Consider the following 13,459-nt stretch of genomic DNA (forward strand, 5'->3'; position numbering starts at 1 on the left):
GAGTCGATCAAACCAGGCCATCAGAAGTTGAACGACACGCCCACATAGGCCCGGCGACCGAAGTAATTCCGGTAGGTGAAGCGGTCCTTCGTATCGTTGCCGAGATGGCGGCTTTCCTCGGCCTTGGTAAGGTTGATTACCGAGGCGGTGAGGTTCAGCCGGTCAGTCAGCGCATACGCCGCGTTGAGATCGACCTGCGCATAGGGATCGGTGTATTCGTTCAGGCCCGACTCCAACCCGCCGACGACTTCGCCGCGCCGGTTGTACGATGCACGCAGCAACACCTTGCCATGTTCGTAGAAGACCGAGGCGTTGACCTGGGTCTTGGCGCTGCCGACCAACGCGGACGAGCCGACCTTCTGACCGTCGAGCGTGACGTCCGCCACCGACGTGTCGTTATAGGTAAAGTTGACCTGCGCGCCGAGACCGAAGGGCAGCGTGTGCTGCGCGTACAGCTCGACACCCTGCGACCGCGCGTTCGAACCGTTCGCGACCGTCGAGTAAGGCTGGATCAGCTGTTGCGTCCCATTGACGTCGCGGGTGACGTTCAACACCAGCGGGACGACGAAATCGGAGACGTCCTTGCGGAAGAAGGTCGCGCCGAGCACCGAACCGCGATGGAAATACCATTCGATACCGAGATCATATTGCCACGCCGAGAACGGATTCAGATCCGAGTTGCCGCCGCTGCCCGACCAGCCGGCGAACTCGCCGAACTGGCCGCGATCGAACGCATAGGCATCCGAGCGGAAGGTAAGCGAGCGCTGTGAACCAAGATTTTCGAACGACGGCCGCGCGATGACCTTGGCGACCGCGCCGCGGACGAGGAGGTCGGGGGTGACTTCGTACGACACGTTGAAGCTCGGCAGCCAGTCCGTGTAGGTCTTCGACTGGTCGGCACGCGTGTTGACGATCGTCTCGCGCACGTTGAGTGGCAGGACCTGGCAATTGCCGTCGGGACCGAGCGGACGGTTGGGATCGGTCGGGCCGCCGGGTCCATTGACGCAGTAATCGTTGAGATATTGCAGGCGATCGGAGGTGTTGCCCGACTGTTTCGTGTTGGCCACGCGGAGACCCACGTTCCCGCGAAGACCGCCCGTTCCGAAGTTCAGCTGGGCATAACCGGCGAAGACCCGCTCCCCCAGGGAATAGACGAAATCGGGCTCGTACACGCGCACGGCCTGGCCGTAGGTCGAGTTCAGATAGTTCAGATATTCGTCGAAATTGATGCCCGGCACGACGTTGGCGTTGAAGCCGCCGTTGATGTTGCCGATCTGGTTCGCGTAGAAGAATTCGGGACGCGCAACGGCGCCGGCTGCGGTATCCTGATAGCGGAGCAACGTCGCCGGATCGGCATACCAGTCGTTGCGACCGGTCTCGCGGCCGATCCGCAGGTCACGCCATTTGCCGCCGATCTGCACCGACTTCAGGAACCCGTCGAAGCGCCGCGTCAGATCGAGCTGCGCATAACGCTGGCCGAGGTCGCTGTTGACGAAGCTCGAGTTGGTCGAGCCGACGTCGATCTGCGCGATGCCGTTGCGGATGTTGTTCTGGATTTCGGGCGAGAACTCGAAATTGGCGATGCCGTCCGAGATGTCCCAGTTGCTGACCAGATTGCCGTTCTGCTCCTGTCCCGGCGTCGTCAGGCGCGGCTTGGCGGCGGCGCTGAAACGCACCGACGGGCCACCGCTCGACTTTGTCTTGCCGAGTTTCAGGACGGCATCGAAACGATCCTGGCTATATTTGACTTCGGTCTCGAACGTGTTCGAAACCTGTTTCTCGCGGCTATACGTGCCGGCGATCTGCGGCGTTTCCATCGTGCACGGGGTCGCGCGGGCGAGACAGCCCGTCCCCGGCGCCGGTACCGCGAAGTTCGCCGACTGGAAGATCGTGCCGCTCTTGTCGAGCGTCGCGCCGGTGAAGAAATCGTTATAGCCCCATTCGGGGATTTTCAGCACGTTCGACGTGTAGTCGCTGGAATAGCCGAACCGGAAATAGTTGGACGTGACGGTGACGTTGTCGAACGGGCGGAACTGCGCGGTGGCCTGCACGCCGTACCGCTCGCGCTCCTGGTCGAACACTTCGGCATTGACCGACTGCGGCGCCCAATAGCCCGAATAATGCGTGCCATCGCGCGCGGTCGTGCCCTGCCCCGGCCAGTAGGAAATCGCGTCGTTGTTCTCGAAGGCCTTGCCGTTGACGTCGGTCGCGGGAGTCCTGACATTGCCCTGCGCGTCGCGGTCGCTCCACCACAGCCAGCTTTCCGACGAACTCCGCAACTCGCGGTTAGTGCGCTTCTGCCAGACGCCGCCGACCAACAGGCCGAACGTCTCCTCCTTGTTCTTCCACGAAACCTGGCCGCCGAGCTGCGGCTCGTATTTCTCGGTGGTGTCCGAATAGGTGCCTTCGGCGGAGACGAACCCCGACCAGGCGGGCACGTCGAACGGCCGCCGCGTGTTGAGGATGATCGTGCCGCCGACGCCGCCTTCCTCCAGGCGCGCTTCAGGCGATTTATAGACTTCGGTGCTGGCGATGAAGGTCGACGGCAGCAGGACGTAGTTGAACGACCGCTGCGGCTCGCCACTGTCGGCGCCGGCCAGGAAATTGCCGTTGAGCAAGGTGAGCGTCAGGCCCGCCTGAAGGCCGCGGATGCTGACCCGGCTGCCCTCGCCGCCGTCGCGGGTGATGACCACGCCCGGCACGCGCTGCAACGCGTCGGCGACGTTCTTGTCGGGAAACTTGCCGACGTCCTCGGCGGTGATGACGTCGACGAAGGCGTTGGCTTCACGCTTCTGGGTGAGGCTCTTCTCGATCGAGCGACGATAGCCGGTGACGACGATGTCTTGTCCTGCATCCGGGGCGGCATCCTGCGCCGATCCATCCGGCTGCGTCGTGCCGGCGGTCTGGCCGGACGGCGCCGTAGCGGTCGAGGCGGGCTGCGCCTGGTCGGACGGCGTAGCGCTTGGTGCTGGAATCGTGGAAGGCGCGGCCTGTTGAGCCTGCGCAGCACCGGCCAACGCCGCAGTAAGACTGACCGTCGCCAACAGGAACGACAACGGACGACGGCGATGCGTCACGATCGAGCACGATTCTATGCTTACGGTCATCAGACTTTCCTCTTCCTCGTGAGGATGCCTGCGCCCCCTCACTTACCCCTGCGAATAGCGCGCCTGCCCACCGTTTTCGGTTGGGCTGTCCGGTTGAATCGGATCCTGTCGGCGTGCAGTCTCGACGCCGCTATTTGCCAATTGTAAAAGCAAATTGTCAAATAGATTGTTGCATTAGTTTTGGCCCGTTGCGGACGTAACTCGACGAATACCCTTCGGCGCGTCGTTAGTCTGAGTGAAGACATCGAGAGGATTCACCGCCGCTCTCGCATAGTCGCGCGCCACCGACGCGCAGCCGGCCTTATCCCAACGCCAAGCGCAGGGTTCGATCAGTCGACGTTAGCAGTGGCGAAATCGGCGACCCGCGTCAGTCCGCCGGTGCGCCCGAATCCTTCCAGAGCGCAGCGGCCTTGGGCAGCAGGAAGTGGCTGAACGGCAGGATCGCCGCACCGACCGCCGGCGCGTCCTCCGACAAGGCGGCACGACGGACCGGCGCGATCGCGGGCGCATCGGTCGCGTCCCGGATCAGCACATTCACGCGCTCCGCCACCCGCTCCACCAACCGGCTCGGAAGCCGCCCGCCGATCAGGATCACCGCCGGGTCGATCAGGCAGTTGATCGCATCGAGCGGCGTGCACAGCGTGTGCGCCGCCCGCTCCACCCATTCCTCGAGGCAGCGTTCGACGTCCGGCGCCCACTCGGACTGATGCAGCACCTGCCCGATCTCGAACCCCGAACTCGCCAGATGCTCGGCAAGCCCGGACAACGAGACGAGTTTCTGCACTGTCTCGCGTCCCCGCTTGCCACCGCCGGCCGCCATAAACCCGAGTTCGCCGCTGCGTCCGTGCGTGCCGCGAACATAGGCGCCATCCGCGACGAAGCCGCCCCCCAGCCCCGACGACACGAGGATGTAGAAGAAACTGCTGTAATTCTGTCCGAAGCCGAGCTGCATCTCACCCATCGCAGCGGCGGCTGCATCGTTCTCGACGAACACGGGCAGCGACAACGGCTTTTCGAACAGCGCCGCCATGTCGATCCCGTCCCACGCGGCATAGGCTGCGGGGCGGCCCGGCATCGCGACCAGCGCAAGGTCGTCCGGCCGCGCGACGCCGATGCCGACCAGCTTGGCGGGATCGACCTTCGCGGTTTTCAGCATCTGCCGCACCGAGCGCCGGAAAAGATCGCGAACGTCGTCGGGCAGCGCGAAGCTGATCTCGATCGACTTGCGCGCGAGGATCTGCGCGAGGAAATCGACCAGCACGATCGTGATATGGTCGCGGTCGATATTGACGCCGATCGAGTAGCACGCGTCGGCCCGGACGACGAGTTTGGTCGGCGGTTGACCCCGCCCGCCGCGGCGCTGCCCGGCCTCCTCGATCATCCCTTCCTGCAACAGCCGCCGCGTGATGTTGGCGATCGCCGGTCCGGTCAGCCCGGTGATCCGTGCGAGGTCGATCCGCGTCAGCGACCCGCCGAGGCGAATGGCATGCAGCGTCACGCGCTGGTTGTGATCTGCGGCACGCTCGAGGTTGGTCCCCGACAGACGCGGCGGCGTTTGAAGAGTCATGCGGACCGATCATCCATGCTGGAGAACAGAAGACGAAGCCGCCGTCCGTCGCGACGTCGCGACTTCGATGCTGGCGGCGAAGTGATCCCGCGATTGCGAAGGCTTGGCAAGCGCGCACTATTCGCATCCGGTGAATACGCGGCATATAGCCCCGATCCGAAGACCATGTTCTGCATCCCCCCGCTTCCAAACTGTTCGTTTGAATTATCCAATTTGATGTTCTAATCCACTTCTGCGGTTGCGCAAGAGCTGGCGATGAAGCCAGTCTGACGACCGAACGAATAGAGGGGATGTGCGCGACATGGTTCATCTGGCACCCGGCAAGCTCCCTCGCCTATTTCCCTCCGAACGGGTGACCTCGATGTTCAGCTTCACGCGATCGTGCCTCATGGGTGCGCTGTTCACCACGATCCTCGCCGGCCCCGCCTTCGCGCAGGATGGCGCCAAACCGAGCGATGCGGTCGATCCGTTCATCGGCACCGGCGGCGAAGGCCACACGTTCCCAGGCGCAGTCGCACCGTTCGGCATGGTCCAGTTGTCGCCGGATACCGATACGTCCTGCGTGATCCGCACCTGCTACGGCCACGCCGCCGGCTATCGCTACGACGACCCGACGATCGAGGGGTTCAGCCACACGCATTTCTCGGGCGCGGGACATTCCGATCTCGGCGACATCCTCGTCATGCCGGTATCGGGCGACACTGTGCCGATGGACCCCGGCACGCCAGCCGCGCCCGGCTATCGCTCGCGTTTTTCGCACGCCACCGAGGTCGCCAAGCCCGGCTATTACGCGGTCACCCTCGAAGGTCCCGGCGTGCGCGCGGAAATGACCGCAGGCACCCGCATCGGCGTACATCGCTACGCCTTCCCCAAGGGCAAGGCCGCGCATCTCGTGGTCGACCTCCGCTCGTCGCTCTACAATTACCCCGGCAAGATCCTGTGGTCGGGGCTGCACCTGCGCGACGACGGCGTGCTCACCGGCTTTCGCGAGACTCGCGGCTGGGCGCCCGGCCGCAAGCTCTACTTCGCGATGCGGTTCTCCGCCCCACTGGTCGGCCACGCACTGGTCAACCGCGAGAAGGACATCCCGTACAAGGGCTTCCAGGGCCCGGGCCGCGGCAGCGATGCACTGGCGGAGAAGCTCGGCCAAGCGCTTGAGGCGCGGCTCGATTTCGGCCCGCTCGACGTTCCGCTCGAGGTGAAGGTCGGAATCTCCGGCGTCGACGAAGCCGGCGCGCTCGCCAATCTCGACAGCGAACCCGGTGGCTTCGACGCCGTCCGCGCCAAGACCGGAAACGACTGGGATACCGCACTCGGCGCCGTCAAGTTCGAGGCCGCCCCACCGATGCGCCGCGTCTTCGCGACCGCGCTCTATCACAGCCTGCTCGCCCCGAGCGTGTGGAGCGACAGCGACGGACGCTACCGCGGACCCGACGATCAGGTGCACCAAGCCGATGGCTTTACGGTTCGCTCGACCTTCTCCCTCTGGGACACGTTCCGCGCCGAACACCCGTTGCTGACGCTGATCCAGCCGGAGAAGACCAACTCCGACATCGTCCGCTCGCTGATCGCCAGCCAACGGCACAGCCCCGACGGCATCCTCCCGGTCTGGCAATTCGCGGGGCGCGAGACGTGGACGATGATCGGCTATCACGCCGTCCCCGTCATCGCCGACGCGTATATGAAGGGCATCGGCGGCTTCGATGCGGACACCGCATTGCAGGCGATGGTCGCGAGCGCCGACCACGCGTCCTACGGCGGCCTCGGCGAGTATATCCAACGCGGCTACGTCCCGATCGACAAGGAGCCGGAGGCGGCATCTAAGACGGTCGAATATGCCTATGACGACTGGACGATCGCGCGGATGGCGCGGCGGATGGGCAAGACCGACATCGCCGAACGGTTCGAGAAGCGCGCGGGCAACTGGCGCAACAGCTTCGACGCGAAGTCCGGCTGGCTGCGCGCAAGGCTCGTGAACGGGACCTTCCGCACCCCCTTCGATCCGACCGCGATCAACTACGGCTCCGATTATACCGAGGGCAATGCGTGGCAATATAGCTGGTTCGTGCCGCAGGATCAGGCGGGGTTGTTCCGGCTGCTCGGCGGCGATGCGAAGACCGTGAAGAAACTCGACGCGATGTTCGACTTCGACAATTCGAAGGTCGATTACAGCCACGCCGAGGATATCGCCGGGCTGATCGGCCAGTATATCCACGGCAACGAACCGAGCCATCACGTTGCCTATCTCTACAATTACGCCGGCGCACCGTGGCGGACGCAGGAGCGGCTCGGCCAAATCGTGCAGAGCCAATACGGCGCTAAGCCCGAGGGGCTGAGCGGCAACGACGATCTCGGCCAGATGTCCGCATGGCTCGTCTTCACCGCGCTCGGCTTCTACCCGGTCGCGCCGGGGTCGAACGAATATGTCATCGGTCGCCCGTTCCTGTCGAAGGCGACGCTCGCGCTGCCCGGCGGCAAGCAGTTCGCGATCCGCACGGACAATCTGTCGGACGCCAACCCGTACATCCGATCGGTCACCCTGAACGGCAAACCCCTCACCCGCAGCTATCTGCGCGACGACGAGATCCGCCAGGGCGGCGAACTCCGCTTCGTGATGGCCGCGAAACCGAACAAGCTCTGGGGCAAGGGCACGAAGGCGCGGCCGTTCTCGTCCTCGACCGCCGCTTCGATTCCCCCGCGCAACTAAAGTGCGCAATTAAAGGCCGTCAGCGCGATTGCTCCGGCGCCCTGGTTGCGCCTAGCTTCGCCCCAACGCTTCCGGAGCCCGTCACCATGACCGTCAAATTCGTCCTGCTCGCCTCGATCGCCCTCGCCGCCACCGCCGCGGCACAGGACAAGACCGCACCCGTCGGCGGCGACATTCCCGCCAAGTTCGTGCCGCCGACCGCCGCGCAGGATTACGTGAAGCGCGAGGTGATGATGCCGATGCGCGACGGGACCAAGCTCTACACCGTCATCGTCTATCCCAAGGGCGTCACCAACGCGCCGATCGTCCTCACCCGCACGCCCTACAACGCGAAGGGTCGCGCGAACCGTTCGGACAGTGCGAGCATCCTCGCCACGCTGCCGCTCGCCGATGAGATGTTCGTGAAGGCAGGGTATATCCGCGTCTATCAGGACATCCGCGGCAAATACGGGTCGGAGGGCGATTACGTCGTTACGCGTCCCGTCATCGGGCCGCTCAACCCGACCAAGGTCGATCACGTCACCGACGCCTACGACACGATCGACTGGCTGGTGAACAAGGCGAACCTGCCCGAGTCGAACGGCCGCGTCGGCATGATCGGATCGTCGTACGAGGGCTTCACCGTCGCAATGGCGCTGCTCAATCCGCACCCCGCGCTGAAGGTCGCCGCGCCCGAGAGCCCGATGATCGACGGCTGGATGGGCGACGACTGGTTCCACTACGGCGCGTTCCGCCTCGCCAACATCGCGTGGCTCGGCAGCCAGACCGGCTACAAGGGCGCAGGCAAGGCCCCACCCACCGGCGGCTACGACGATTACGAGAATTTCCGCGAAGTCGGCTCGGCTGGCGATTGGGCGAAGAAGTCCGGCTACGACCAATTGCCCTATTGGCAGCGGATGGTGTCGCACCCGTCCTATGACGGCTTCTGGCAGGGCCAGGCGCTCGACAAGCTGCTCGCCGCCAACCCGTCGAACGTGCCGACGATCTGGGAACAGGGTCTGTGGGACCAGGAGGATATGTACGGCGCGATCACCGCGTGGGAGGCGTTGAAGGCTAAGGGTAAGCTCGGCAACAACCACCTCGTGATGGGGCCGTGGCGCCACAGCCAGATCAACCGCGAGGGCCGCAGCCTCGGGCCGTTCCAGTGGAATGGCGACACCGCACAGCAATTCCGCGAGGATATGCTGCTCCCCTATTTCAACCAGTATCTGAAGGATGGCCCCGCCGTCACGCTGCCCGCTGCCGCGATCTACAACACCGGTGAGAACCACTGGGACAAGTTCGCGACCTGGCCGCTCGCCTGCGAGACCGGCTGCACGTCGCCGCTGAAGCCGATCTACCTGCAGGAGGGCGGCGCGCTCGGGTTCGGCAAGGCGGCGACCGGCGGTGACAGCTATGTTTCCGATCCGTCCAAACCCGTACCGCATCTGCCGCGCCCGGTGAACTTCGGCGACGGCCGCTGGGGCGACTGGCTCGTCAGCGACCAGCGTGGCGTCGATGGCCGTCCCGACGTGATGACCTACACCACCGAAGCACTGACGACCCCCGTGCGCGTGTCGGGCGCACCCATCGCGGACATCTTCGCGAAGACGACGGGCACGGACGGCGATTTCGTCGTCAAGGTGATCGACGTCTATCCGGCCGAGAACGCCACCGATCCGAAGATGGGCGGCTATGAACTGCCGATCAGCCTCGACATCTTCCGCGGCCGCTATCGCCAGAGCTTCGCCAAGCCGACCGCGATCCCGGCGGGCAAGGTGCAGGAATACAAGTTCCGCCTGCCGACCGTGAACCACGTGTTCCAGCCGGGGCACAAGATCATGATCCAGGTCCAGTCGAGCCTGTTCCCGCTCTACGACCGCAACCCGCAGACCTTCGTCCCCAACATCTTCCTCGCGAATAAAGCGGACTATAAGCCGGCAACGGTCACCATCGTCCGCGGCGGCGCATCGGCGAGCGCGGTCTGGTTGCCGGTCGTCCCGCTCGATCAATCCGCGGCAATGGCAAAATAGTTCGTGCGAACCCGGTCGAAATGAGGACAGCGTCGCCGCCCGGCCAACGTGGCGGCGGCGGCGCTTCGCCAGGTTCCCCGCGACACAGCTCCCTCCCACCAGACTGACTAGAGTACTGCCTCGCCTAGTCGTTTCGGATCACGCGCGCCCGCCTGCGATTTCGTATTCAACGACGCAGGTTATCGAGGGCAATGCTATGACGACGGTTCAAGACGACAGCCGCTTTCTCACCGAAGACGACGACGATTCGACCTATTTTCAGCGTCGAGCCGAGTGGCATGAAGGCCGCGCGAAGGTTGCCGAGGACACGAGCACGCGGTCGCTCCATCTGCGGTTCGCGCGCCTTTATGCGGCGCGTGCGATGTCCTGAGATGGTACAATAGACCTAGTATTTCTACACAAAACTACCAGGAACCAAGCAGTTACCGGTAGGTTATGCGTCCAGTCCCCGTCGCGATACCGCGGTCGGCCATATACTGGAGCAGCTCACATGAAGCGCATAACTGCCGCCACCGGGGCTTTGGCCCTGCTGGCGTCCATTGCCGGTTGCGCCGCACCCGCGACCCGCATCTCGACCGGGCTCCAGCGCTACGGGCTCGATCCGTCGCGCTCCGATTGCGTCGGCGAGCGCCTTCAGGCGAACCTGTCGCTCGGCCAGTTGCAGCGCCTCGGCAAGGCCGCCGCGGCCTATCGCCAGGGCGACACCACGCCCGGCGTACTCACCCCGTCCGATCTCATCCGCGTCGCCTCCGAACTCCGCGATCCCAAGATCGCGCTCGAAGTCGGCAAGGCCGCGGCGGGCTGTGGCGTGCTGCCGTAACGCAATCGTCTTTCCCAATTTCAAACATCGAGGACCCGAGATGAACAAGGACGAATTCCAGGGCGGCGCCCGCTATGTCGGCGGCAAGGTCGAGAAGGCCGTCGGCGACACCGTGAGCAGCCGCGACTGGCAGGTCGACGGCGTCGTCGACCAGGTCGCGGGCGGTGCGCAGAACCTCTACGGTCGCGCGAAGTCGGCGATCGAGGACGCCGTCGACGGCGCTCCCGAACTCGCCGACAAGATCGGCAGCGAAGCACGCGAAGCCGGCGACCGCGCCGCCGACGCCGCCCGCCGTGCCGCCTCGACCGCGCAGGCGTCGGCCAAGGACGCGCCCGTCCTCTGGGCTCTCGGCGCCGCCGCGATCGGCTACGGCATCGCCTGGTTCGTCCACGGCCAGCGCGACTGATCGCGTGACCGTGGCGCCGCCCCTCAAGTCGCTTCGTGACTCCGCCGATTTGCGCCATCTGCGCCAGATCATCGCAGGGCTGAACGAAGGCGTCATCCTCGTCGATCCCGATCAGGACATCCTGTGGGCCAACACGGCCGCACTCGGGATGCACGGGGTCGATTCGGTCGAGGATCTCGGCGCCACGGTCGACGATTATCGCCAGCGTTTCCAGCTGCGCTACCGCAACAACCACAAGCTCGACGACGCCGATTACCCGATCGAACGCGTCGTCTCGGGCGAGGCGTTTTCGGAGGTCGTGGTCGAAGTCGCGGTCGCCGGCGAGGACGAGCCCCGCTGGGTGCATCAGGTGCGCAGCCTCGTCCTGACGAACGACGCGGACGAGCCCGAATGCCTCGTCATGATCATCCAGGACGTGTCCGCGCGGTTCGAGGCGGAGGATCGCTTCGAACAGTCGTTCAACGCGAACCCCGCACCCGCGATCATCTGTAGGCTGTGCGATCTTCGCTTCGTGAAGGTCAACCAGGGCTTCATCGACATGACCGGGCACGACCGCGACACCATCCTGTCGCGCACGGTCTATGACATCGACGTCCTCGAACGCGCCGAAAAGCGCGAGCTGGGCAAGGAACGTCTCGCCGAGGGCCGCACCATTCCGCAGATGGAAGCGGAATTGAGCCTGCCGGGTGGCGAGACCAAGCTCGTGATCGTCGCAGGCCAGCCGATCGACATGGGCGATCAGCCCTGCATGCTGTTCACCTTCGCCGACCTCGAACCGCGCCGCAAGGCCGAGACGCAACTGCGCCATAGCGAGGAACGCTTCATGCGGACCTTCTCGCTCGCGCCCGTCGCGCTCGCGATCGGCGCGCGCGACGGTCACCGCCTGTGCGACGTCAACGAGGCCTTCACCAGCCTCACCGGCTATCCGTCGGCTGAGATCATCGGCCGCCCGCTCGGCGACGTCGACCTGTGGGAGACGCCCGAGCTGCGCCACGCGATCGAAGCCGACATCGACGCCGGACTGGCGATCCGCGACCGGGAAGTCCGGATCCGCGGCAAGGACGGCGACGTCATCGACTGCATCGTCTCGACCGAGCCGATCCATCTCGACGACGAGGCGTGCGTGCTGTGGGCGATGCGCGACATCAGCACGCGAAAGGCATCCGAGCGTGAACTCGTCAACGCGATCGAAGCGGTGATGAAGGACACGAGCTGGCTCAGCCGCTCGATCATGGAAAAGCTCGCACGCATCCGTACGCCGAACACCGAACCGGTCGGCGTCGGGCTCGACGAACTGACGCACCGCGAACGCGAAGTGCTGGCGCTGATCTGTCGCGGGCTCGACGACAAGTCGATCGCACGCACGCTCGACGTCTCGAGCAACACCGTGCGCAACCACGTCGCGCGGATCTATTCGAAGATCGGCGTCAACCGTCGCAACGCCGCCGCCGCCTGGGCGCGCGCGCGCGGCTTCGACGGCGATTCCATGCCCCACGCGCTGCACGTCAAGGCGCCATCGAAGGAACTCGCGGCATGACTCGCGACAAGGATACGGCGAACCGGGACGAAGCCCGCGCCCGCCAGGCGAAGGGCTCCGTTCAGGAAGCGATCGGCAAGATCATCGGCAACGCCGCGATCGAACGACGTGGCTCGCAGGAGAGCGAAGCCGGCGCGCGGCAAGCCAAGGCCGACCAGTCGACCAAGGCTGAACGCCCCTCCCCGGCCAAGGCCGACACAAAGATCGACACCCCCATCGATAGGGACGGCAAGGACTGACGCCGTCTCCGGAATTCAAGAATAACAGGAGTGAATAATGGCTAACCATGTGAACCCCGGCGTTCTGCCGGCGGACGACTTTCGTCGTGTGAAGACCCCGACCCGCATCTCGTGGGGCGCAATCTTCGCCGGCGTCGTGATCGCGATCGCGATCCAGCTCGTGCTCGGCATTCTCGGCACCGGCATCGGCCTCAGCCTGGTCGATCCGGTCGAGGGTACGACCCCCGGCGCGACCGGCTTCGGCATCGGCGCGGGGATCTACTGGATCATCACGACGATCATCGCGCTGGGTGCCGGCGGTTATGCCGCGGCTCGCGGCGCTGGCGTGCATGACCGGTTCGACGGCCTGATCCACGGCCTGGTCGTCTGGGGCGTCACGCTGATCCTCACCATGTACCTGCTCACCTCGGCAGTCGGCGGCATCATCGGCGGCGCCTTCCGCACCGTCGGTTCGGTCGCATCGGCAGCCGGCACCGGCATCGGCGCAGCAGCTCCCAAGGTTGCCGACGTCGCCAATGTCGACGTCACCGACGTTCGCGAGGAAGCCGCACAGTATCTGTCGGACGCACCGTCGGACCCGGCGCAGATGACTCCTGAGCAGGCGCAGAAGGAAATCGCCAAGGAACTTCCCGCGCTCGCAAAGGGTGGCCAGGATGGCGCGCAGGCCGAAAGCCGCATCGTCGACATCGTCGCTGCCCAGCGCAAGATCAGCCGTCCGGAGGCTCAGGCCCAGGTGACGCGCGCCAAGGCTCAGTTCGTCCAGACCAAGAACAAGACGGTCGAGACCGCCAAGTCGGCCACCGATACCGCCGCCGGTGCAGCCGCGGGCACGTCGTTCATGATCGTGATCGCGCTGCTCATCGGCGCCGCCGCAGCAGGCTTCGGTGCGACCACCGCCGCCCGCCGCCGCGTCTACACCGACGCCGTCTGATACGGCCGATCGGTTCATGTAACGGATGCCGTCCGCGTAACTGGACGGCATCCCATTCGACGAACGGGTTTCCCTCGTCGCTGCCGACCCGGTAACGCGGTGCGGCGAGGTCCCGACAGAGATAAAAAGGTAC

10 protein-coding genes are annotated in these 13,459 nt (G+C 65.0%); 8 read left to right on the forward strand and 2 right to left on the reverse strand.

The genetic code is table 11. From position 1 onward, the window contains the following. Positions 1–20: 20 nt before the first annotated feature. Both U1708_RS06750 and U1708_RS06755 read right to left on the reverse strand, forming a co-directional pair. The gene (locus tag U1708_RS06750; protein WP_332744013.1) at positions 21–3,107 is read right to left on the reverse strand and encodes a TonB-dependent receptor; all 3,087 of its coding nucleotides are present in this window, start codon (positions 3,105–3,107) and stop codon (positions 21–23) included. Between the two features lie 367 nt (positions 3,108–3,474). Continuing rightward, positions 3,475–4,674 (reverse strand): ROK family transcriptional regulator, encoded by a 1,200-nt coding sequence (locus U1708_RS06755; protein ID WP_332744014.1) that lies wholly within the window; start codon positions 4,672–4,674, stop codon positions 3,475–3,477. 361 nt (positions 4,675–5,035) lie between these two features. Between U1708_RS06755 and U1708_RS06760 the strand changes: the two genes are divergently transcribed. The 8 genes from U1708_RS06760 (at position 5,036) to U1708_RS06795 (ending at position 13,326) form a co-directional block, all read left to right on the forward strand. After that, positions 5,036–7,381 (forward strand): GH92 family glycosyl hydrolase, encoded by a 2,346-nt coding sequence (locus tag U1708_RS06760; protein ID WP_332744015.1) that lies wholly within the window; start codon positions 5,036–5,038, stop codon positions 7,379–7,381. Positions 7,382–7,467: 86 nt separating this feature from the next. Further along, positions 7,468–9,393, forward strand: a complete 1,926-nt coding sequence (locus U1708_RS06765; protein WP_332744016.1) for a CocE/NonD family hydrolase — start codon at positions 7,468–7,470, stop codon at positions 9,391–9,393. Between the two features lie 196 nt (positions 9,394–9,589). Further along, positions 9,590–9,763 (forward strand): hypothetical protein, encoded by a 174-nt coding sequence (locus U1708_RS06770; RefSeq protein ID WP_332744017.1) that lies wholly within the window; start codon positions 9,590–9,592, stop codon positions 9,761–9,763. 120 nt (positions 9,764–9,883) lie between these two features. Beyond that, positions 9,884–10,213: a hypothetical protein gene (locus tag U1708_RS06775; RefSeq protein WP_307086598.1), complete on the forward strand. Its 330-nt coding sequence runs from the start codon at positions 9,884–9,886 to the stop codon at positions 10,211–10,213. Positions 10,214–10,253: 40 nt separating this feature from the next. Then, a complete protein-coding gene (locus U1708_RS06780) occupies positions 10,254–10,619 on the forward strand; it encodes a CsbD family protein (RefSeq protein ID WP_332744018.1) in 366 nt (121 codons plus the stop codon). Positions 10,620–10,623: 4 nt separating this feature from the next. Next, entirely contained in the window at positions 10,624–12,156 is a 1,533-nt protein-coding gene (locus U1708_RS06785) for a PAS domain S-box protein (protein WP_332744019.1), read from the forward strand. Beyond that, on the forward strand, positions 12,153–12,395 hold the full coding sequence (locus U1708_RS06790) for a hypothetical protein (protein ID WP_332744020.1): 243 nt from the start codon (positions 12,153–12,155) through the stop codon (positions 12,393–12,395). Before U1708_RS06785 ends, U1708_RS06790 begins: the two co-directional genes overlap by 4 nt. A 37-nt stretch (positions 12,396–12,432) precedes the next feature. Then, entirely contained in the window at positions 12,433–13,326 is an 894-nt protein-coding gene (locus U1708_RS06795) for a hypothetical protein (protein WP_307086606.1), read from the forward strand. Positions 13,327–13,459: the final 133 nt, after the last annotated feature.

This window comes from Sphingomonas arabinosi (assembly GCF_036663715.1).
GTDB lineage: Bacteria > Pseudomonadota > Alphaproteobacteria > Sphingomonadales > Sphingomonadaceae > Sphingomonas.